This window comes from Amycolatopsis sp. NPDC004747 (assembly GCF_053601335.1).
On the sequence record NZ_JBSGBQ010000022.1, the window covers coordinates 32,708 to 52,831 of the forward strand.

Genomic DNA, 20,124 nt, shown 5'->3' on the forward strand with positions numbered 1-20,124 from the left:
AGCGAAAGTCATGAGTGAAGTACGCACCGAACGGATCGGCAGCACCCTGCTGATCACGATCGACCGCCCGCAGGCCCGCAACGCGGTCAACGCCGCCGTCGCGACCCAGCTGGCCGCCGCCCTCGACGAACTCGAGAGCGACCCCACGCTCCGGGCCGGCGTCCTCACCGGCGCCGAGAACACCTTCAGCGCCGGGATGGACCTCAAAGCCGCCCTCAAGGGTGAGTCGCCGGAAATCCCCGGGCGCGGGTTCGGCGGCCTGACCGACGCCGAACTCGCCAAGCCGCTGATCGCCGCCGTCGAAGGGTTCGCCATGGGCGGCGGGTTCGAACTCGCGCTGGGCTGCGACCTGATCGTCGCCGCCGAAGACGCGACGTTCGGCCTCCCCGAGGTCAAGCGCGGCCTGATCGCCGCCGGTGGCGGGGTGATCCGGCTGCCCCAGCGGATCCCGCACCACCTGGCGATGGAGTTCCTGCTCACCGGCGAGCCCGTCACCGGCCGCCGCGCCGGCGAGCTGGGCCTGGTCAACCGCGTGACCGCGCCCGGTGACGCCGCCGCCGTCGCGGTCGGCCTGGCCGAGAAGCTCGCGGAGAACGCGCCGCTCGCGCTCACCGCCGTGAAGAAGATTGTGCGGGCCGCGGATCCGAAAGCCGTGCAGCGCGAGGAAATCAAGAAGCTGATGCAGTCGAACGACGTCCGCGAGGGCATGACCGCCTTCGCCGAGCGCCGCATTCCGAAGTGGACAGGCGAATGAAGATCGAAGAAGTCCGCCGGCACGTGACGACCCCGCTGACCGCCCCGGCGTTCGCGCCCGTGGTCCCGAGGTTCACCGACCGCGAGTACCTCAACATCGTCTACCGCACCGACGCCGACGCCCTGCGCGCAGTCGTCCCGGAGCCGCTGCGGGTCGAGGAACCGCTGGTGCGCTTCGAGGTCATGAAGATGGGCGACGTCTCCGGCTACGGCCCGTACACCGAGTCCGGCCAGGCGATCGAGGTCAGCTTCGACGGCGAGCGCGGCGAGTACCTGCACGCGATGTACCTCGACAACTTCCCGGCGACGGCGTCCGGCCGCGAGGTCAGCGCCTACCCGAAGACCGTCGGGTCGCCGAAGCTCTATGTCGACAACGGCGTCCTCGTCGGCACCCTGGACCACGGGACCCTCCGGGTGGCGACCGCGACCATGGGCTACAAGCACCACGAGCTGGACGCACGCGAGGCCGAGCGCCAGATCACCGTGCCGACGTTCATGCTCAAGACGATCCCGGGCTACGACGGCGCCCCGCGGGTGCAGGAGCTGGTCCGCACCGAGATCACCGACGTGGTGGTCAAGGAGGCCTACACCGGCCCCGCCCGGCTCCAGCTGTTCCAGCACGTCCTGGCCCCGCTGGCCGACCTGCCCGTGCTGGAGGTCGTCTCCGCGAGCCACCTCCGCACCGACCTGACCCTCGCCCCGGTCAAGCCGGTCTTCGACTACCTGAAGGGAGCCCAGCGATGAAGAACGCGGCAGTCATCGGTGCCGGCACCATCGGCCTGTCCTGGACGGCGCTGTTCGCCCACCACGGCCTGACCGTCCGGGTCACCGACCCCCGCCCTGACCTCGCCGAGGCCGTCTCGCAGGCACTGGCCCGGTTCGCCCCGCACCTCGGCACCACGGCCGACGAGCTGGCGAGCCGCGTCCACATCGCCGCCGACGTCACCGAAGCCGTGCGGGACGCGGACGTGGTGCAGGAGAACGGGCCGGAGAACGTCGAGTTCAAAAAGGACCTGTTCCGGCAGCTCGTCGAGGAGGCGCCCGCGCACGCGCTGCTGCTGAGCTCGTCGAGCGCCATCCCCTCCACGGCCTTCACCGGGGAGCTGGGAGACGCGAGCCGGGTCCTCATCGGACACCCGTTCAACCCGCCGCACCTGATCCCTTTGGTCGAGGTCGTCCCCGGCGAGCGCACCAGCGACGAGTCCGTGCAGCTGGCCGTCGATTTCTACACCTCACTCGGCCGCACCCCGGTCGTGGAGCGCAAGGAGATCCCCGGTTTCGTCGGCAACCGGCTGCAGAACGCGCTCAGCCGCGAGGCGATCTACCTCGTCGAGCAGGGTGTCGTGACGCCGGAGGACCTCGACAAGGTGATGACGAATTCGCTCGGGATCCGCTGGGCCACGGTCGGGCCGTTCCTCGGCTCGCACCTCGGTGGCGGCCCCGGCGGCTACCGGCACATGGCCGAGCACATCGGCAAGTCCATGAAGAAGATGTGGGCCGAGCTGGGCACCCCCAGCCAGCGCCCCGAAGAGCAGGAACAGCTCATCGAAGCTGTCGAAAAGGCTTACGGCTCCTCCACGTACTCGGAACTCGCCGAGACGCGCGACCGCAAGCAGCTCGCCGTCCTGTCCGCAGTGGAGGAGAACTGACATGTCCGTGGAAGCACTCGAAGGCCAGCTGACCGCCGACTTCTACAACTACGAGACGCTGCTGGGCGACGAGGAGCGCAAGCTGCTCGTGAAGGCGCGCGAGTTCATGACGAACGACGTCAAGCCGCTGGTGAACGAGAACTGGGAGGCCGGCACCTTCCCGAAGGAGCTCATCGGGATGTTCCGCGAGAGCGGTCTCGCCGGCCTGCCCTACGAGGGTTACGGCGAGCACAGGCCGGCGGTCAGCCACCTGCTCACCGGCATGATGGCGATGGAGATGAGCCGCACGGACGCTTCGGTGGCCACGTTCTTCGGCGTCCACAACGGACTCGCGATGTACTCCATCCACAGTGGAGGGAGCCAGGAGCAGCGCGACCGCTGGCTGCCGGAGATGGCCGCGATGGACAAGATCGGCGCGTTCGCGATGACCGAGCCGCTCGGTGGCTCGGACGTCGCGGGCGGCATGCGCACCACCGCAAAGCGTGACGGGAACAGCTGGGTCCTCAACGGCGCCAAGAAGTGGATCGGCAACGCGACCTTCGCCGACTACGTCGTGGTGTGGGCCCGTGACCTCGACGACAACCACGTGAAGGGCTTCGTCGTCGAGAAGGGCACGCCGGGCTTCGTGGCGGAAAAGATCCAGGGCAAGACGGCCTTCCGGATCGTCGAAAACGCCGAAATCACCCTGACCGACGTGCGCGTCCCGGAGGAGAACCGCCTGCAGGGCATCAACTCCTTCCGCGACGTCGCCGAGATCCTGCGTGCCACCCGCGGCGGCGTGGCCTGGCAGGCGCTGGGCGTGATGGTGGGCGCCTACGAGCTCGCGCTGGACTACGCCAAGGAGCGCAGGCAGTTCGGCCGTCCGATCGCCCGCTTCCAGCTGGTGCAGGACCTGCTCGTGAAGAGCCTCGGCAACATCACCGCCTCCTGGGGCATGCTGGTGCAGCTGGCCCGTCTGCAGGACGCGGGGATCTTCCGGGACGAGCACTCGTCGCTGGCCAAGGCGTTCGTCACCGCGCGGATGCGCGAGGTCGTCGCCTGGAGCCGGGAGATCTTCGGCGGCAACGGGATCGTGCTCGAATACGACGTCGCGCGGTTCTTCGCCGACGCCGAGGCGATCTACTCCTTCGAGGGCACGCGCGAGATGAACACCCTGATCGTCGGCAAGGCGATCACGGGACAGTCCGCGTTCGTGTGACCGGCTAGTTCACGCAGCCGGCGGCCGTACTGGTCGCCGGCTGCTTCGGGTTCGGCGCGGTGTTCGACGCAGTGTCCGGCGTCCTCGTGCCGGTGGCGGCCACCGGCTTCACGCCGCCGGTCGGGTCGTCGCCCGAAGCCTGCACGGCCGCGGTGCTGATCGCCGTGCGGACGAACTGCTGGACCTGCGCCGGGTCGACCTTGACCGCGTCGCCGTCGGACGGCGTGGCCAGCGAGAGGCTCAGCACCGGGATGGTGGCGAACGCGATCGCGCCCGAGGTCATCCCCCGCAGCTGCTGCGCGAAGCTCAGGATGTCCCAGCCCTTGTCCAGCACCACCGCGCCCTGCACCGCGCTGACCAGCGAACCGAGCTTCGCCGGGTCGGTGAACGTGCCCGCGCTCAGCACCTTCTTCGCCATCCCCGACAGGAACGCCTGCTGCCGGGCGATGCGGTCGAGGTCGCCGTTGGTCAGCCCGTGGCGCTGGCGGACGAAGGCGAGCGCCTGGGCACCCGAGAGCGTCTGCGGGCCGGCCGCGAAGTCCGCACCGGAGTAGCTGTCGTGCACCGGCGCCTTGAGGCAGACCTCGACGCCACCGACAGCCTGCGACAGCGCGTCGAAACCGGCGAGGTTGATCGCCGCGTAGTGGTTGATCGTCAGCCCGGTGAACATCTCCACCGTCTGGATCGCCGTCTTCGCGCCCGCCTCGTTCGCCGCCACCTCCAGCTGCGCGCCGGAAAGCCCCTGAGCGCGCAAACCGGACATCGCGGCGTTCTTGCCGCGGCTGTAGGCCGAGTTGATCTTGTGCTTGCCGTAGCCGCCCGCGATGTCCACATAGGAATCACGCGGGATCGAGATCGCGGTGGCCGCGGCGCCGCCCGCCGGGATGTGCACGACGATCATCGTGTCGGTGGTGTCGCCGCCGTCTTCGCCGCTCCCGGCGTGCAGCGCGTCGAGCACGTTCTGCGGCAACGGGTTGCCGTACGTGTCGGTCCGCGCGTCGATCCCGACGAGCAGGATGTTCTGGGCGACCTTCAGCGGCTCGCCGGGCGGGGTGTCTTCGGTGTCGATCTGCGCGGCCGGCGGGATGACGTCGGCGGTGACGATGCCGTCGTCGAGCGAGCTCAGCTGCGTCCACAGGTAGCCGGTGGCGCCGAGCACCACCGTCGAGACGACGCCGAGCGTGACCCGGCGGCCGATCCGGTGCCCCCGCGACGACAACAGCACGGCTTTCCCCTTGCTTCCCTGTGGTTCCCCTGCTTCGAGGATCACCGCGTTAGCTGGGAATCAGCTGAGAAAGTTGTTGAAAGCTTGTGACGCTGCCCGATCGGCCGAGCGAAATCCGGCCCATCGGCCGGTTTCTGCCACGCAGGGTAGGGATCTGCGTACGGGAAAGCGCTGTGGCACCGGCCACAGCGGCCCGGGCTATCGCGTCACCGCGGCAGCTTGCGCCAGATCGCCCGCGGCAGAAGGCGCATTCCGAAGAAGACCGGCCGGAGCATTCCGGGCACCCAGACGACCCCGCGGCCCCGGCGCAGCGCCGCGACCGTCGCCTCGGCGACCTGATCCGGGGTGCTGGAGAACGGCGCGGGCGTCATGCCTTCGGTCATCCGGCCGATCACGAAGCCGGGCCGGACGAGCAGGAGGTGGACGCCGGAGCCGTGCAGCGCGTCGGCGAGGCCGCTCGCGAAGCCGTCGAGGCCGGCCTTGGCCGAACCGTAGACGTAGTTGGCGCGTCGCACGCGCATCCCGGCCACCGACGAGAACACGACGAGCCGGCCGTGTCCCTGCGCGCGCAGCAGGTTCGCGGCGTGGGTGAGCACGCCGACCTGGGCGACGTAGTCGGTGTGCACGATCGCGGCGGCGTGGGCCGCGTCGCGCTCCGCGAGCTCCTGGTCGCCGAGGATGCCGAAGGCGAGCACGACGGTCTCGAGCGGGCCGTGCTCGGCCGCCACCTTCTCCAGGAACGGGCCGTGCGCGGCGAGGTCGTCGGCGTCGAAGTCCGCGGTCTCGACCGTCTCGGCGCCGGCCTCGCGCAAGGTGGCGACCTCCGCGGTCAGGTCCGTGCCCGGCCGGGCGGCCAGCACGAACCGCCGCACGTCGCCGCTGACCAGGCGTTTTGCCACGGCCAGGCCGATCTCGCTGCGTCCGCCGAGGACCAGAACCGTTCCGCTCATGACCGCACTTTCGTTCGGGGGTTCCGGGTGGCGGCGCCCCCGGCCCGGGGCGAGGCCCCGGTTTCGCCACAGTCTTCCAGTCCGGGTGCGCTAGCGTGCGGGGGTGGGTCACGCGGGCGACTTCGAGACGGTGGTCGAACGGCACCGCCGGGAGATCCAGGTGCACTGCTACCGGATGCTCGGCTCACTGGCCGACGCCGAAGACCTCACGCAGGAGACGTTCCTGCGCGCTTGGAAGGCCCGGGACGGGTTCGAGGGCCGGGCGAGCGTGCGCACCTGGCTCTACCGGATCGCGACGAACGCCTGCCTCGACGTCCTCGCCCGCCGTCCGCGGCGCGTGCTGCCCGACCAGCTCGGCCCGGCCGGGGAGCCGGCCGGCCCGATCGAGGCCGCCGACCTGCCGTGGCTCGAGCCGTACCCGGACCGGCTGCTCGACAGCGCGGCTCCCGACAACGCCGTCGTCGAGCGGGAGACCATCGAGCTGGCCTACCTCGCCGCCGTCCAGTACCTGCCGCCGCGCCAGCGGGCGGTGCTGGTCCTGCGGGACGTGCTCGGCTGGCCGGCCAAGGAGACGGCGGCGGCGCTGGAGACGAGCGTGGCGTCGGCGAACAGCGCGCTCCAGCGGGCGCGGGCGACGCTGCGTGAGCGGTTGCCCGCCCGGCGTGCAGAGTGGACGGTCGGCGCCTCGACGGCCGAGGAAACGGCGCTGCTGAAGCGGTTCATCGCCGCGTACGAAGCCGGCGACCCGGCCGCGGTCGCCCGGCTGCTGCACGAAGACGCCCAGGCGATCATGCCGCCGTACACGCTGTGGTTCGGCAGCCGCGCTTCGATCGTCCGGGCGCTCTCGCTTTCGCTGGACCCGGCGTCGCCGGAGTGCGTCGGACGGTTCCGGATGGTGCCGGTGCACGCCAACCGCCAGCCCGCTGTGGCGACCTACCTGAAGCGCCAAGGAGAGCACGATCACCGGTGGTTCGGGGTCACCTTGCTCACCGTGGAGGCCGGGTCGATCACGGCGATGGCCGCGTTCGAGTCGGCCACGGCGGCGGCGTTCGCGCTGCCGGAGACCTGGCCGGGAGGCCCGCGATGACCACGGGCCGCCGGGAACGATGCAAAACGGCGCATAGTTTTCGCGCGGTGAAAAAAAGCCCGGGTGGGTGATTCACAGGGAATCACCCACCCGGGCGCGCACACGGCCGGAATCGGATTTCTTCCGTATTCGGTGGTGCTGCTCGAGGCCGCCGGGGAGAGGTCACCGGCAGGCGGTCAGGCCACTCGGTGCCGCTCCGGCGCGGTGCGGACCAGCCGGCGGCGTTCGTCCGCGGTGGTGCCGCCGAAGACGCCGTGGTCAAGGCCGTTGTCGAGCGCGTAGCCGAGGCATTCGGCGCGCACGGGGCAGCGCGCGCACACGGCCTTCGCCTGTGCCGTCTGCCGGGCGCCGGGGCCCATCTCGGAGATCGGGAAGAACAGTTCCGGGTCCTCGTCCTTGCAGGCCGCGAGTTCCGCCCAGCCCGTCATCGTGGCTTCCATTTCCTTCGTTCACCTCCTTCTCGCTACTTCTTACTGCTTCCCATTGTTGGGGCGCGTCAACCGACTTAACTCCGGCGGGCGCGCGAGCGCATCCGCCTGGGTCAAGGGGGTTTTGGCTTCGGTCCCCGGCTCACCCTCCGGGCAACCAAGACTGCAACACATGAGAGTACGCCTTTCTTCCGGGGATCTCGATGTCGATCACGTCACCCGATCGGCGAACCCCGCGGGCCGCCGGACGGCTCCGGGCCGGCCGCAACCGGTCCGCTTCTGCTGTCCGATGCGGGTTTCCGCCTCGGTCGTGATCGAAACGCGGCAGTCGGTGCCGGGCCGGCCGCGTGTCCGGAACCCGCCGTTCGCGGACTTCGGCGTCGCCGGGCGCGGAGCCGGCCACGCTCGTTGGTCACGAGCCGTCACCGAGGCAACGCGGTCCATTACTCCCATCGAGCAGTCTTGACCCAATCGTTACACGTAGCGGGCGGCTCAGCGCACCTGTCCTGTTGAGGGCGAGGGGTGGTGGGGTTGCCGTGTGCGGTCACGACGAGTTCGACGCGTTCTTCCGCGCCGACTTCCCGGCGCTCGTGGCGTTCCTCTGCAAGGCCGGGTTCGAGGTCGAGACCGCGCGCGACGTCGCCGCCGAGGCGATGCTGCACGCGCTGGAGGCGTGGCCGGTCGCCGGGGACCCGCGCGCGTGGGTGCGCCGGGTCGCCGGGCGGCTGATCGAGGCCCCGGGCGACGCGCGTGCGGACTGGACCCTGGCGGGCGACCCGCGGGCCGACGAGGAGCTCACCGGGCTGGTCGAGCAGCACGCGGGGCTCATCGAGCTGCTCGCCGCGCTGCCGGGCAAGCAGCGGATGGTGCTGGCGTGGTCGCTCGACGGGTTCGCGCCGTCCCAGATCGCGGAGGCGCTGCGGATCGCTCCCGCGACCGTCCGGTCCACCCTCCGCCACGTGCGGGAACGCCTCCGGCGACTCCGGGCCGTCCGGCCCGGTGACCAGCGGGACAGGGAAAGGTGAGGGAGATGCCGGCAACCGAGTACGGGGATCGGGTGATCACCGAGCAGCTGCGGGAGTCCAACGCCGCGCTGCACGACTCGCTGCGCGCCGGGCTCGACGTGGAGGGCGCCCTGCTGCGGGTGCGCAGCCGGGCGCTGGTCCGGCAGATCGCCGCGACGCAGCCTGCCGAAGCCTTCCCGCCGCACTGGCGGCGCCACGACGAGCCGGTCGCCGCCGCGACCGCCGGCGACGACGCCGCGACCGCGCGCCTGCTCGCGACCATCCGGCCGCTGGTGGTCCGCTACTGCCGGGCCCGCGTCGGCCGCCACGAGCGGTCGTTCGCTTCGGCGGACGACGTCGCCCAGGAGGTCTGCCTCGCCGTGCTCACCGCGCTGCCGTCCTACCACGACCAGGGCCGCCCGTTCCTGGCGTTCGTCTACGGCATCGCCCAGCACAAGGTGGCCGACGCCCACCGGGCCGCGGCCCGCAACCGCAGCGACCCGGTGCCGGAGGTGCCGGACGGCGTGAGCGAAACGGCCGGCCCGGAGCAGCGGGCCCTGCGGTTCGAGCTGAACGAGCGGCTGTCCCGGCTGCTGGACGTGCTGCCGGCGAAGCAGCGGGAGATCGTCGTGCTGCGGGTGGTGGTCGGGTTGTCGGCGGAGGAGACGGCCTCGGCGGTCGGCTCGACGCCCGGGGCGGTCCGGGTCGCCCAGCACCGCGCGCTGGGCCGCCTGCGCCGGCTGCTCACCGGGGAAGAGGCTTAGCGCCGGACCCGCTCCAGGACGAACTCCGCCAGCGCCGCCGCCGGGCCCTCGATCGACTCGCGGGCCAGCAGCATGAACTCGATGTCGCCCGGCTCCGGCAGGCCGTCGAGCTCGATCAGGTCGGCCGGCACCAGGCTGCGCGCGTGCAGGGTCACCCCCAGGCCGGCCGCCGCCGCGGCGCGCAGGCCCGTCAGGCTCGACGTCTGGCACGCCGCGCGCCACTCCAGACCCGCGCGTTCGAGGCACTCCACCGCCAGCTGCCGCGTGATCGACGGCATCGGGTACTGCACCAGCGGCACCGGACGGCCGGGCTCCAGCACCGTGGCGGCCGAGCCGATCCAGACCAGCGGCTCGCGCCAGAGCAGCCGGCCGTGGTGCGCGCCCGGGCGGCGCTTGCCCAGCACCAGGTCGAGCCGGCCGGAGCGCAGCCGCTGCGTCAGGACGTCCGACAGCTCGACCGTGAGCTCGACGTCCACGAGCGGGTGACTGCGGCGCAGCCGGTGCAGGATCTCCGGCAGCTCCCCGAGCGCGAAGTCCTCGGAGACGCCGAAGCGCACGCGGCCACGCAGTTCGGCACCGCGGAAGTGCCGCTCGGCGCGCTCTTCGGTGTCGACGACGGTCTGCGCGAAGCCGAGCATCGCCTGCCCGCGCTCGGTGAGCTCCACCGTGTGGGTGTCGCGGGCGAACAGCAGGCCGCCGGCGTCGCGCTCCAGCCTTCGCACGTGCTGGCTGACGGTCGGCTGGCCGACCCCGAGCCGCCGCGCGGCCGCGGTGAAGCTGCGCGTCTCGGCGACGGCGAGGAACGAACGGCACAGGCGCGGGTCCAGCACCCGGTCAGCTTATCGCGATTCGCGATGACAGTCAGTCCGGTCATCGGGGTTCACAATGAGCGCGCGGGCACCGAGAATGGCCGTGGAAGGAGATCCATGTCCCGCTTGCGTCTCGACCCCTTCGTCCTCGCCATCCTCGCCACCGTCGGAGTGGCCACCCTGCTGCCCGCGTCGGGCGCGGTGGCCGGCGGCTTCGGCGTCGCCACCACGATCGCCGTCGGCCTGCTGTTCTTCCTGTACGGCGCCCGGCTGTCGACGCAGGAAGCCCTCGAAGGGCTGCGGCACTGGCGGCTGCACGCGGTGGTGCTCGCGGCGACGTTCGTCCTGTTCCCGCTGCTCGGGCTCGCGCTGTTCCTGCTCCCCGCCTCGGTGCTGCCGGCCCCGCTGGCGGCGGGGGTGCTGTTCCTGGCGGTGCTGCCCTCGACGGTCCAGTCGTCGATCGCGTTCACCTCGATCGCCCGCGGCAACGTGGCGGCGGCGATCTGCAGCGCGTCCCTGTCCAACCTGGCGGGCATCGTGCTGACGCCGCTGCTGGTCGCCCTGCTGTTGGCCGGGGAGGGCGCGGGGGTCGACGGGTCGGCGGTGCTCGGGATCGTGCTGCAGCTGCTCGCGCCGTTCGTGGCGGGCCAGCTGGCCCGCCGCTGGATCGGCGGCTGGATCACCCGCCACGCGGCGCCGCTGAGGCTGGTCGACCGCGGTTCGATCCTGCTGGTGGTGTACACGGCGTTCAGCGCGGGCATGACCGAGGGCATCTGGCACCGGCTCGACCTGGGACACCTCCTGGTGCTGGTCGTGGTGTGCGGCGCGCTGCTCGCGGCGGTGCTGGGCGCGACGGGGTGGGGCGCCCGCGTGCTGGGCTTCGCCCGCGCGGACCGGATCACCATCGTGTTCTGCGGGTCGAAGAAGAGCCTGGCCAGCGGCCTCCCGATGGCGACGGTGCTGTTCGGGCACGCCCAGGTGGGGCTGATCGTGCTGCCGCTGATGCTGTTCCACCAGCTCCAGCTGATCGTCTGCGCCACCTTGGCCCGGCGCTACGCGGCCGAAGAAGACCGGGAGCTCGTGCCGGCCTGACCGATGAGTTTTCCGGACCGGTCCGGTCGGTACGGGTGACGTCCCCGACCGGAAGGCGGCCCCATGGCCAAGCTCCTCTACCACATCACGATGTCCCTCGACGGCTTCGTCGCCGGTCCCGCCGACGACATGACGTGGCTCGCCGGCGTGGGTGCCGGGCCGAACCCGGTCGTCGAGCGGGTGATCGGCGGGATCGGTGCGGTGGTGATGGGCCACCGCACCTCGCCCCGGCGACCGCCGCGGAGGGCCGCGTGTACGGCGGCCGCTGGCAGGGCCCGATCTTCGTGGTCACCCGCGACGCCGCGCCGTCGGACGGGTTCACCCTGGTCGAGGAGCTGACCGACGCCGTGTCGGCCGCCTCGGCCGCCGCCGGCGACGGTTACGTCGCGGTGCTCGGCGCCGCGACCGCGCGGCGGTGCCTCGACGCCGGATTGCTCGACGAGGTGCTGGTCCACGTGGCACCGGTCCTGCTCGGCGACGGCGTCCGGCTGTTCGACCACCCCGGCGGGACCCGGGTGCGGCTGGAGCCCCTGGAGCTGAGCCACGCCGGGCCCGTCGCCAACCTCTGGTACCGGGTCGGGTGAAGTCCGGAGTGGACGGTCAGGAACACCGGCCGGCGAGCCACTTCCGGTAGTCGGCCGTCCAGCTGGTCGCCACCCGCTTCGGAGCCGTCGCCAGGTTCGCCTGCCAGCTCGCCGCGTTCCCGCTCCACGACGGCGGCGGCTCCTCCCACTTCACCGTGTCCGGCCACGACGGACCGCCGCCCAGCACGGCCGGGAACGTCCCCGCCGCCACGCGGGACTTCAGCGCCGCGGCGATGTCCGGGTCGTGCGAGTACACCGTGATCGCCTGCTGCTGGTAGCGCTCGCGCACCGGGTCGGTGATCTCGCTCCACGCCTTCGCCCTCACCGCCGCGGAACCGTCGATCAGGAACACCTTCGTCTCGGGCTTGACCTCCAGCTCGGCGTACGCCCCCTTGGCCGCGACGTGGTCCAGCCACTGCCGCAGCGAGTAGACCCCTTCCCCCTGGTAGGGGCCCCACTGCAGGGTCCGGCCCTCCAGCTTGTCGCTGCCCGAGGACCAGTAGACGTCGGTGATGTTCTTCTTGACGCCGGTCAGCCCGTGCGTCGACGTGTTGTGCCACATCACCGCCTTGCCGCTGACCGTCCCGTCCGAGCCCACCGCGACCTTGGTCAGCTGGACGTCGGCCTCGAACCCGCCGGCGCCCTGGCCGATCAGCGCGTCGACCGCCTTGACGTTGTTCGGCGCGCGCAGCTGGTCGCGGTCCCACGGGTTCGCACCCGTCGGGTAGCCGCCGTGGCTGACGATCACCGGGCAGGCCGGCAGCGCCTGCGCGGCGACGCCGGTGAAGGAAGCCGCCGCGAGAGCGCCGGCGAAGAGTGCGGTAGCCGGTTTCACGCCGCTCACCCCACCAGGACGTTCTTGTAGAAGAGGTTGGCGTAGCGGTTGACGTTGTCCATGCTGCTGCGCGAACCGAAGCCGAGGAACAGGCGGGTCTCGCCGTCGGCCGTGCGGTAGACGGCCAGGCCCTCGGGTTCGCGGTAGACGAGCGTCGAGCCGGCCCGGGTGAGGTCGCGGTCCTGCACCGTTCCCGTGTTCATGTCGATGCGCGTCACGTAGGAGTCGATGTCGGCGGCGTCGGCGTGGCCCGATCCGTCCAATGTGTACAGGCTGCTGCCGAGGATCGTGTAGCCCTGGAAAACGACGCTCTTCGTGCTCAACGCGGGTTGGGGAAAGTGCACCAGCGGCTTCGAGAAGTCGCCGGCGGCGGCACTCGCGAGCGGGAACACGCTGTACCACATCTGGCCGCCTTCGCTGCGGCGCACGGCGATCCGCTGGTACACCGGGTCGGTCGCGCAGGTGATCGTCTTGCTCCCGGTGAGGAACTTCTTCACCGACGGCGTACCGCCGTTGACGAACTTGAAGCGCGCCAGCGCGGTGCCGCGGGCGTCGGTGGTCGTGCCGTCGGCGTCGCACTCCATCCAGATGTAGGACGCGGTCCCGACCGGCTCCACACCGATCGACACGCCGTGCCCGGCGTGGGCCACGTGCATCGAACCGAGCACTTCGCCGGAGAAGCCGAGCTGGTTGATGCAGAGGTCGTCGCCGGAGGTGCCGTTCTGCGCCTGGACGACGAAGAGGCGCCGGTTCACGTTGTCGAAGGCGAAACCCTGCATCACGTGGTGCGACTCGTGCAGCATCTTGCTGCGGAACAGGTCCGTGGACGGCTGGGTGATGTCGATGTGGGGCGACACCGGGATGCCGTCGCCCTCGGCCGCGGCGGTGCCGGTGAGCAGGGCACCGGTCCCGACCGCGACGGCGGCCGCCGCTCCGGCGCGGAACAGCGAGCGCCGGGAAAGCGCTCTCGCGGTGATGCACTGGACGGGGTTCTGCGACACGGGCTCGCCTCCTGGTTCGAACGTCGGCGAGAGCCTCCATCGAGCGCGTACAGGCGCCGTACAAGGCGGATACACGGGTAACGGCGCCGGCCCGCCAGGCCCGTGCTCCCGCCGGCGTCGATTTCCCGACGTCCACCCCCGGAAACCGAGCGAAATCCGCGTCTTCAGCCCGGCCCGCCGGGGCTTTCCGTCACCGCGGGCGGGGCGACGGCTTGTTTTCCAGCTCTTCCGCGAAAATCGCGTCGACGCGCGAACCCGCCCGCCGCAACGCCCGCACGACCACGCGGACCAGATAGCCGAGAGCGAACAAGAGCAGCAGCGCCAAGCCGATGACCCCGGGATTCGCCACGACGACCTCCCGGTACTCGTGTGCGAGGTAACCCAGACCGGCCCCCGCGGCGAACGCGTCCAGCAACGCCAGCCAGGCTGCCCGGCAACGGGACGGGGTGGCAGCGCCCATGCTTCCTCCCGCCGTTCCGGTCAGCGGTGACGCCCTTGCAACCTAGACGAGCCTGCGCCGGTCGGTGGCCACTTCAACCTGTTTGGCCTACCGGATCTCCCCGGATGGCCGCTGTGATAACTTGAAGCGAACTGAGTGTTCTGTGCACATGCAAACCCTCGGGTGCCTGTGCACGCCGTGCTGAGGGGGCGGTAGCTCAGTTGGTTAGAGCAGGGGACTCATAATCCCTTGGCCGCGGGTTCGAGCCCCGCCCGCCCCACCCGAGCGAGTGGGAGAGGTGTGCCCGCGGAAAGCGCGGGCCCTTCTCGCTCGTTCGTGTTTTCTGGGGGTGCAACCCCCAGACCCCGCCCGGCGGGCTCCGCCCCCGGACCCCCGTCGTGGTTGCCTTGCGCTTGGACGTGCCGGTTGGTGGTGGGTGAGGGCACCTCGTTGGGAAGACCCGTTGCTCAGGGCCGGGGGGCAGTTGTGCGCTGCCCCGAGGGCGTTGATCGGTGGCCGTTGGCTGTTGGTCAATGGGGGTTGTGGGTGGGGTGGTGTGTGGTTCCCGGGGGTTTGTGGAAGCGGCTTATCTGCGGGGGGTGGACCACGAACGGGCGCATCATGCCCTCGTCCTCGTGGTCCAGGATGTGGCAGTGGTACATGAACTGCCCCGTCGCGTCCTCGAAACGGCCGGCGATGCGCAGCCACTCCCCCGCCCACACCGTGAACGTGTCCTTCCAGCCCTCCTCGTGCTTCTCGATCGGCGGACCGTCCCCCGGCGCGGGCAGGGGGCGGGACGTGCCGCCCGCCGCGATGTCGAACGCCGTCACGTCCGGGAACCTGCGCCTGGTCAACAGCTGGAAACGCGCCATGTGGACGTGCATCGGATGCGGTGCCCCGCCCAGCAGGAGCAGGTTCCACACCACCCAGCGACCCCGGTCGACGAAGATCGACGTCGCGTCGTCGAACAGACGGGCCACCCTGCGGAACGTCCGCACCCGCCCGGTCGCCGGATCGGTCAGCTGCAGGACACCCTCCTCCGGCAACCGCGCAGGCACCCCCGCCGGATCCGTGATCTCCTTCAGCTCCCACATTTCCGGATGCGGCCGGCCCGCCACCCCCGGCGGGGTCGACACCACGAACACCTCGTCGTGCTCCGCCGGCACCTGCTCCACCCGGACGTACGAAGCCGACAACCGGGCCGGCAACCGGAACGGTTCGGGACGACGACGGCTCTCGACGCGGAACTCCATGATGTCCGGCTCGACCGACGCCCCCGTGTTCACCAGCCGCAGCCGCTGCCCCGCGAACCGGCCGAAGTCCACCATCAGATCGGCCCGCTCGGCAGGCGCCAGCGTCAGCCCGCCCGCCGGTACCGCCGCCGGCGCGGGCAGCAGACCCGCGTCCGTGCCGGCGATCCGCACCGCGTCGTTGTGCACGACACCCGCTTCGTCGACCAGGTCGAGCCGGAAGAACCGGCCGTTCGCCGTGTTCAGCACCCGGAAGCGGTACCAGCGCGCGTCGACGTCCAGGTGCGGCCAGACACCGCCGTTGACCAGCGTGAACGGCCCGGTGACCGGCGCGGTCGTGCCGGACGCGGGCAGGTACTGGAACTTGAACAGCAACCGCCCGGTGAGCGCCCCCGTCGCCGGGTCGGTGTCGAAGTTGCGGTCGGCCAGGACCAGCGGGATTTCGTGGTCGCCACCGGGCAACCGCAGCCGGTCCTCCTCCTCGTCCCGGACCAGGTACAGCCCGGCGAGTCCGGAGTGGACGGTGAAGCGCGTGACGGCCATCGCGTGGTCGTGGTACCAGAGCGCGGCGGCGGCCTGGCGGTTCGGGTACTCGGCGAGCTGCGCGTGCCCCGGCGAGATCCCGTTGTGCGCCCAGCCGTCGTTGCCCGCGTTCGTCAGCGCGCCGTGCAGGTGCACGACGTTCCACGGCGGCAGCTCGGCGACGCCCTCGACCAGCTCCACCCCGGCGGGCAGGCTGCCGTCCGCGGCGCGGTAGCCGGGCCGGTTCGCCGGCGTCGGCACCTCGTACGGGGCCCGCACCGCGACCAGCGGGACCGTGCCCGTCAGCTCGTTGGCCCACGCGACCCGCAGCCGCTGGTGAGCACGCACCTCGATGGTCGGCCCGGGGAAGTGGCCGTCGTAGGTCCACAGCGTCGTCTCCGGCAGCTGGGAGTGCAGCCGCGCCCGCGCGGTGGTCATCGTGACGGTGAGCTCGCCCCGGTACCCCCGCGAATGCGCCCGGAGCACCGGCGGGATCCGCAACGGGTCGAGGAACTTGGTGAGCCCGAAGTTCGGCGCCGCAGGCCCGCCGGTCGCCGCCGACGCCGTGCGGGAGACCTCGGGACCGAGCAGGTTCACCCCCGCCACGACGCCCGCGGAGCCGAGCGCCGCGGCGGCGAGGAAGGTGCGCCGGTCGACGGAGTCGTCCACTTCCCCTACCAGGCAACCGGAAGCTCGGTCAGCACCTGGAACCCCGCGGTGGGGTTGAACGGGATCTCCTCCGCCGGGACCGCGAGCCGCAGACCGGGCAGGCGCTCCAGCAGCGTCCCGAGAGCGATCTCCATCGTGACCCGCGCGAGGTTCTGCCCGAGGCACTGGTGGGCGCCGAACCCGAACGAAACGTGGTCCCGGGCCGTGGTGCGGTGCCAGCCGAGGGAGTCCGGTTCCTCGTGGACGTCCTCGTCGCGGTTGATCAGCGAGGTGATGAAGAAGACGCCGTCGCCCTTGCGGATGGTGGTGCCCTCCACCTCGATGTCGGCGACGGCCAGCCGGGACACACCGTCCGGAATGGACAGTACGCGCAGCAGCTCGTCCACCGCGGTGGGCAGCAGCGACGGGTCGGCGCGCAGCTCGGCGAGCCGTTCGGGGTGCTGCAGCAGGACGAACGTGCTGAGCGAGATCATCGTCCCGGTCGTGCCGTGTCCCCCGGCCACCTGCAGGACCAGCGTCGACACCAGCTCTTCGCCGGCCTCGCCCCCGGTGCCGCGTTCGGCGGCGTTCTCGACGAGGTCGTCGAGAACGCTGTCGCCGGGGTTGCGCCGGCTCCGGGCGATCAGGTCGGCCATGTAGGCCATGAGCTCGTCGTAGGCCGCGTTGGCGTCCGGGCCGGCCGCGAGCTGGTGCGACTTCTCCTCGAAGTATTCGTGATCGCCGTCCGGGATGCCCATCAGGCGGTACAGCACGGTCACCGGCACCGGCCCGGCGAACGCCGGGATCAGGTCCGCGGGCGGCCCGGCCGCGACCAGCTCGGCCAGCTGCCGGTCGACGATCTCCTGGATCTTCGGGCGCAGGGCGTTGACCCGCCGGGTCGTGAAGCTCGGGATGAGCAGCTTGCGCCGGGCGTTGTGCACCGCGCCGTCGACCCCGACCAGCGCGGTGACGACCTTCATCACCTTCTGCTGGACGTCGCCGACCGTCGCGGCGATGCTCGCGAACATCATGGGCCACGCCGGATTGGTGCGGTCACTGGAGATCCGGGGGTCGATCAGCAGCCGCCGGGCCACGTCCCGGCTGGTGATCGCCCAGACGCGGCGGCCGTCGTAGAGCGCGACCTGGGCGAGCGGCTTCTGCGCGGCCAGCGGGAGGTAGGCCGGTGCCGGCCGGTAGGGACAGGTGCGGTCCTGGGGGAACACAACGGTTTCGGTCATGCGGGCACCTCCGGGCACGGGGAATACCGGCGATCCGCACGGCGCGCGGGGCGCGCTCGGTGCGGCTCGGATCCGGAACGTTAGCCAAGCGCCGGCCGGCCGCGCATCCCCTCACTTGGTATTCCTCGACGTCCCCGCGCCCCCGGCCCGGCGCGCAGCAAAAACCCCGCCGCCCCAAGGGAGGCGGCGGGGTGCGGTGCGCGTGGCGCTAGTTCGTGAAGTCCGCCTTGTGGTCCTCCGCCCACTCGGCGAAGGTGCGCGCCGGCTTGCCCAGCACCTTCTCGACCGTGTAGTCGATCTCCTCGGGCCCGTCGAGAGCTTCTTCGTAGTAGCGGATCCTCGTCTCGATGATGCTCGACGCGTCTGCGCGGCCGACCGTCCCCTCCTCGACCAGTTCTTCGAACCGCCCGCCGATCCGCGCCCGGAAGTCGGCCCGGGCGGCGTCGCCGGTGAGGTCCTCGAAGGGCAGCTCACGGCCGATCGCGCGGCCGATCAGGGCGAGCTGCTCGGCTTGGGTGATGCTTTCCCCGCCGGTGATGTGGTATTTCGCCCCGGCGTGGCCCTCCTGCAGCAGCGCGGTCGTGCTCACCTCGGCGATGTCCCGTTCGTGGATCGAGGACAGGTAGGAGTGCGCGTAGAGGATCGGCACCGGCTCGCCCCTCTTGACGAACTCGGCCCACTGCAAGGAGTTGACGGCGAACGCGCCCGGCCGCACGAACGTCCACGCCAGCCCGGACCGCTCGATCGCCGCTTCTTCGGCCAGGTGCCACCGCGCGATCCAGTGGTCCGGATCGCGCCCGGCGGCAGCCAGCGAGGACAGCAGGACGACGTGCCGGACACCGGCGGCCTTCGCGGCCTCGAGCACCCCTTCGACCCCGGACGGCTGGGTGTACAGGAAGAGTTTCTCCACGCCCCGCAGCGCCTGCCGGAACGTTTCCGGCTCGGCGAGGTCCGCCCGGCGGACGTCGACCTCCGGCGGCAGGTCGAGGGCGTCCGGGTCGCGCGAGGTCGCGCGGACGTCGGCACCCCCGCGCAGCAACAGGTCCACGACGTTGCGGCCGACGTTGCCGGTCGCACCGGTCACCAGGATCGTCATCTGTTTTCCCCAGTCGGCTAGGCTGATACGGGCCCTGCGTCCACTGTGGACACTGGCGGGCGCCGCCTCCGGTGAGCAAGTATCAGCCAGCCTCCGGAACCCGTCAACCAGCACCTACTGCCGCGCAGGTCAGCGCACGCGGTCGTAGACCACCGCCGTCTCGCCCAGCTCGCCGGTCTCGTGGCAGGTGAGCCGCCACCGCGACGACGGCAGCCCGTCTTCGAACAGCCGGGGCCCGCCGCCGGCGATTTCGGGGCAGACCATGAGGTACAGGCGGTCGAGCAGGTCCGCCGCGAGCAGCGGTTTGATGACGCTCGCGCTGCTGTTGACGAGGATGTCGCCCCCGGCCGCGGCCTTCAGCTCGGCGACGACGTCCGCGGCCGGCGCGTTCACCAGCCGAGTGCGCTCCCACGGGGCTTCGGCCAGCGTGGTGGAGAAGACCACCTTTTCCGCTTCCACCAGCCACTTCGCGTAGCCGCGGTCCCGCGGGTCGGCGGTCTCGTCGGCGGCGACGGCAGGCCAGAACCCGAGGAAGCCCTCCGCGTTGCGCCTGCCGAGCACCGCCGTCGTCGCTGCCTCCCAGATCCTCGTCAGGTGGCGCCGCGCGACTTCGGTGGTGGCGTACGGGAGGATCGCGCCCATGTCGGCGGGCCCGGCGGGGCCGTGGTAGCGCCCGTCGAGGGTGAGGCTCAGGTTCGCGGTCACCCGGCGGCCGGTCGGCTCGGTCACGGTGTTCGGTCCTTTCGTTCGGAGAGCACGTCGGTGAGGTGGTCGAGCACCTGGCCCCAGCCGGTTTCGATGCCGGCGACGAAGGGGACGGCGCCGACGGTGGTCGCGGTGATGCGCAGCCCCAGCCGCAGCCGGGTGCCGCCCGCGTCCGGGTGCAGCTCGAGGTCGTAGTGGCCGGTGAAGGAGGCGGGACCGGTCACCGCGAGGTCGAACGCGAGCCGGGCGGGCTCGTCCGCGACGCGCACCCGGCCTTCGGCGAGGTACTCGGCGTCGGCGTCGCGGTAGCCGAGCACGACCCGGCCGCCCGGCCGCGGTTCGAGGGCGCAGGCGGTGACGGTCATCGACGGCGGAACCCACCAGGACGCCAGCAGGCCGGGGTCCGTCCAGTGCCGCCAGACCGCGCCGGCCGTCGCGGGCAGCAGGCGGTCGAAGGCGAACCTGCGCCCGTCCGCCCAGCGGTCCCGGTCCGCGACCGCGGCATCCGCCTCGATGGTCGCGCGGTACCGGGCGACGGCGGCCCGCTCCTGCGCGTGCGCCTCGACGGCGCCGGCCAGCTCCCGCAGCCGCCCGGCGAGCGCGGCCAGGGGTTCGGCTTCGAGGGCGTGGACGCGCCGCTGCCCCAGCGGGAAGACGGTGACCAGGCCGGCGCGGGCGAGGGTCTGCAGGTGCTTGGTGGTCTGCGGCTGCCGCAGCCCGGTCAGTTCGGCCAGCTCCCCGACCGATCGGGGGCGCTCGGCGAGGAGTTCGACGATGCGCCACCGCGCGGCGTCCCCCAGTGCTGCGGCGATCCGGTCCATGGCGGCCAGTATTCACACAGGAGAAT

21 protein-coding genes and 1 tRNA gene are annotated in these 20,124 nt (G+C 71.6%); 10 read left to right on the forward strand and 12 right to left on the reverse strand.

The window, feature by feature from the left end:
* The first annotated feature begins 10 nt into the window (after nt 1–10).
* Genes ACWEGE_RS30945 through ACWEGE_RS30960 form a run of 4 tightly spaced genes read left to right on the forward strand, consistent with a single transcriptional unit; the run spans nt 11 to nt 3,600 of the window.
* The gene (locus tag ACWEGE_RS30945; protein WP_449663974.1) at nt 11–754 is read left to right on the forward strand and encodes a crotonase/enoyl-CoA hydratase family protein; all 744 of its coding nucleotides are present in this window, start codon (nt 11–13) and stop codon (nt 752–754) included.
* A complete protein-coding gene (locus tag ACWEGE_RS30950; protein ID WP_449663975.1) occupies nt 751–1,497 on the forward strand; it encodes an acetoacetate decarboxylase in 747 nt (248 codons plus the stop codon). The genes ACWEGE_RS30945 and ACWEGE_RS30950 overlap by 4 nt, the downstream gene beginning before the upstream one ends.
* Nucleotides 1,494–2,402, forward strand: a complete 909-nt coding sequence (locus ACWEGE_RS30955) for a 3-hydroxyacyl-CoA dehydrogenase NAD-binding domain-containing protein (RefSeq protein ID WP_449663976.1) — start codon at nt 1,494–1,496, stop codon at nt 2,400–2,402. The genes ACWEGE_RS30950 and ACWEGE_RS30955 overlap by 4 nt, the downstream gene beginning before the upstream one ends.
* A gap of 1 nt (nt 2,403) precedes the next feature.
* Nucleotides 2,404–3,600 carry an acyl-CoA dehydrogenase family protein gene (locus ACWEGE_RS30960; protein WP_449663977.1) on the forward strand — a complete coding sequence of 399 codons (1,197 nt, stop codon included), beginning with the start codon at nt 2,404–2,406 and terminating at the stop codon, nt 3,598–3,600.
* Between the two features lie 4 nt (nt 3,601–3,604).
* Here the strand turns inward: ACWEGE_RS30960 and ACWEGE_RS30965 are convergent, their stop codons facing one another.
* Together ACWEGE_RS30965 and ACWEGE_RS30970 are read right to left on the reverse strand one after the other, a co-directional pair.
* A complete protein-coding gene (locus tag ACWEGE_RS30965) occupies nt 3,605–4,825 on the reverse strand; it encodes an LCP family protein (protein WP_449663978.1) in 1,221 nt (406 codons plus the stop codon).
* Nucleotides 4,826–5,031: 206 nt separating this feature from the next.
* On the reverse strand, nt 5,032–5,775 hold the full coding sequence (locus ACWEGE_RS30970) for an SDR family NAD(P)-dependent oxidoreductase (protein WP_449663979.1): 744 nt from the start codon (nt 5,773–5,775) through the stop codon (nt 5,032–5,034).
* 103 nt (nt 5,776–5,878) lie between these two features.
* Between ACWEGE_RS30970 and ACWEGE_RS30975 the strand changes: the two genes are divergently transcribed.
* Complete coding sequence (locus tag ACWEGE_RS30975; RefSeq protein ID WP_449663980.1) at nt 5,879–6,862, forward strand: RNA polymerase subunit sigma-70; 984 nt, start codon at nt 5,879–5,881, stop codon at nt 6,860–6,862.
* 176 nt (nt 6,863–7,038) lie between these two features.
* Here the strand turns inward: ACWEGE_RS30975 and ACWEGE_RS30980 are convergent, their stop codons facing one another.
* Nucleotides 7,039–7,302, reverse strand: a complete 264-nt coding sequence (locus ACWEGE_RS30980; RefSeq protein WP_449663981.1) for a WhiB family transcriptional regulator — start codon at nt 7,300–7,302, stop codon at nt 7,039–7,041.
* 524 nt (nt 7,303–7,826) lie between these two features.
* Between ACWEGE_RS30980 and ACWEGE_RS30985 the strand changes: the two genes are divergently transcribed.
* Nucleotides 7,827–8,315, forward strand: a complete 489-nt coding sequence (locus ACWEGE_RS30985; RefSeq protein WP_449663982.1) for an RNA polymerase sigma factor — start codon at nt 7,827–7,829, stop codon at nt 8,313–8,315.
* Nucleotides 8,316–8,461: 146 nt separating this feature from the next.
* A complete protein-coding gene (gene shbA, locus ACWEGE_RS30990) occupies nt 8,462–9,058 on the forward strand; it encodes an RNA polymerase sigma factor ShbA (protein ID WP_449664096.1) in 597 nt (198 codons plus the stop codon).
* Here the strand turns inward: shbA and ACWEGE_RS30995 are convergent.
* Nucleotides 9,055–9,888: a LysR substrate-binding domain-containing protein gene (locus tag ACWEGE_RS30995; protein WP_449663983.1), complete on the reverse strand. Its 834-nt coding sequence runs from the start codon at nt 9,886–9,888 to the stop codon at nt 9,055–9,057. The genes shbA and ACWEGE_RS30995 overlap by 4 nt on opposite strands.
* A 96-nt stretch (nt 9,889–9,984) precedes the next feature.
* Here ACWEGE_RS30995 and ACWEGE_RS31000 point away from each other — a divergent pair, with 96 nt between their 5' ends.
* Complete coding sequence (locus ACWEGE_RS31000; protein ID WP_449663984.1) at nt 9,985–10,959, forward strand: bile acid:sodium symporter family protein; 975 nt, start codon at nt 9,985–9,987, stop codon at nt 10,957–10,959.
* 251 nt (nt 10,960–11,210) lie between these two features.
* The gene (locus ACWEGE_RS31005; protein WP_449663985.1) at nt 11,211–11,543 is read left to right on the forward strand and encodes a dihydrofolate reductase family protein; all 333 of its coding nucleotides are present in this window, start codon (nt 11,211–11,213) and stop codon (nt 11,541–11,543) included.
* A 16-nt stretch (nt 11,544–11,559) separates the two neighbouring features.
* Here the strand turns inward: ACWEGE_RS31005 and ACWEGE_RS31010 are convergent, their stop codons facing one another.
* The 3 genes from ACWEGE_RS31010 to ACWEGE_RS31020 all read right to left on the reverse strand — a co-directional run bounded on the left by ACWEGE_RS31010 (nt 11,560) and on the right by ACWEGE_RS31020 (nt 13,839).
* Nucleotides 11,560–12,378, reverse strand: a complete 819-nt coding sequence (locus ACWEGE_RS31010; RefSeq protein WP_449663986.1) for a hypothetical protein — start codon at nt 12,376–12,378, stop codon at nt 11,560–11,562.
* Nucleotides 12,379–12,383: 5 nt separating this feature from the next.
* Nucleotides 12,384–13,379: a phage baseplate protein gene (locus tag ACWEGE_RS31015; RefSeq protein ID WP_449663987.1), complete on the reverse strand. Its 996-nt coding sequence runs from the start codon at nt 13,377–13,379 to the stop codon at nt 12,384–12,386.
* Nucleotides 13,380–13,569: 190 nt separating this feature from the next.
* Nucleotides 13,570–13,839 (reverse strand): hypothetical protein, encoded by a 270-nt coding sequence (locus ACWEGE_RS31020; RefSeq protein WP_449663988.1) that lies wholly within the window; start codon nt 13,837–13,839, stop codon nt 13,570–13,572.
* Nucleotides 13,840–14,024: 185 nt separating this feature from the next.
* Here ACWEGE_RS31020 and ACWEGE_RS31025 point away from each other — a divergent pair.
* Nucleotides 14,025–14,098 (forward strand) — tRNA-Ile (locus ACWEGE_RS31025).
* Nucleotides 14,099–14,348: 250 nt separating this feature from the next.
* On the opposite strand, the gene ACWEGE_RS31030 is transcribed toward ACWEGE_RS31025, so the two are convergent.
* The 5 genes from ACWEGE_RS31030 to ACWEGE_RS31050 all read right to left on the reverse strand — a co-directional run bounded on the left by ACWEGE_RS31030 (nt 14,349) and on the right by ACWEGE_RS31050 (nt 20,098).
* Nucleotides 14,349–16,259: a multicopper oxidase family protein gene (locus ACWEGE_RS31030; RefSeq protein ID WP_449663989.1), complete on the reverse strand. Its 1,911-nt coding sequence runs from the start codon at nt 16,257–16,259 to the stop codon at nt 14,349–14,351.
* A 5-nt stretch (nt 16,260–16,264) separates the two neighbouring features.
* On the reverse strand, nt 16,265–17,476 hold the full coding sequence (locus ACWEGE_RS31035; RefSeq protein WP_449663990.1) for a cytochrome P450: 1,212 nt from the start codon (nt 17,474–17,476) through the stop codon (nt 16,265–16,267).
* Between the two features lie 208 nt (nt 17,477–17,684).
* Nucleotides 17,685–18,572, reverse strand: a complete 888-nt coding sequence (locus ACWEGE_RS31040) for an NAD(P)H-binding protein (protein WP_449663991.1) — start codon at nt 18,570–18,572, stop codon at nt 17,685–17,687.
* Nucleotides 18,573–18,701: 129 nt separating this feature from the next.
* Complete coding sequence (locus ACWEGE_RS31045; RefSeq protein ID WP_449663992.1) at nt 18,702–19,301, reverse strand: dihydrofolate reductase family protein; 600 nt, start codon at nt 19,299–19,301, stop codon at nt 18,702–18,704.
* Nucleotides 19,298–20,098: a metalloregulator ArsR/SmtB family transcription factor gene (locus tag ACWEGE_RS31050; protein WP_449663993.1), complete on the reverse strand. Its 801-nt coding sequence runs from the start codon at nt 20,096–20,098 to the stop codon at nt 19,298–19,300. The genes ACWEGE_RS31045 and ACWEGE_RS31050 overlap by 4 nt, the downstream gene beginning before the upstream one ends.
* Between the last annotated feature and the right edge of the window lie 26 nt (nt 20,099–20,124).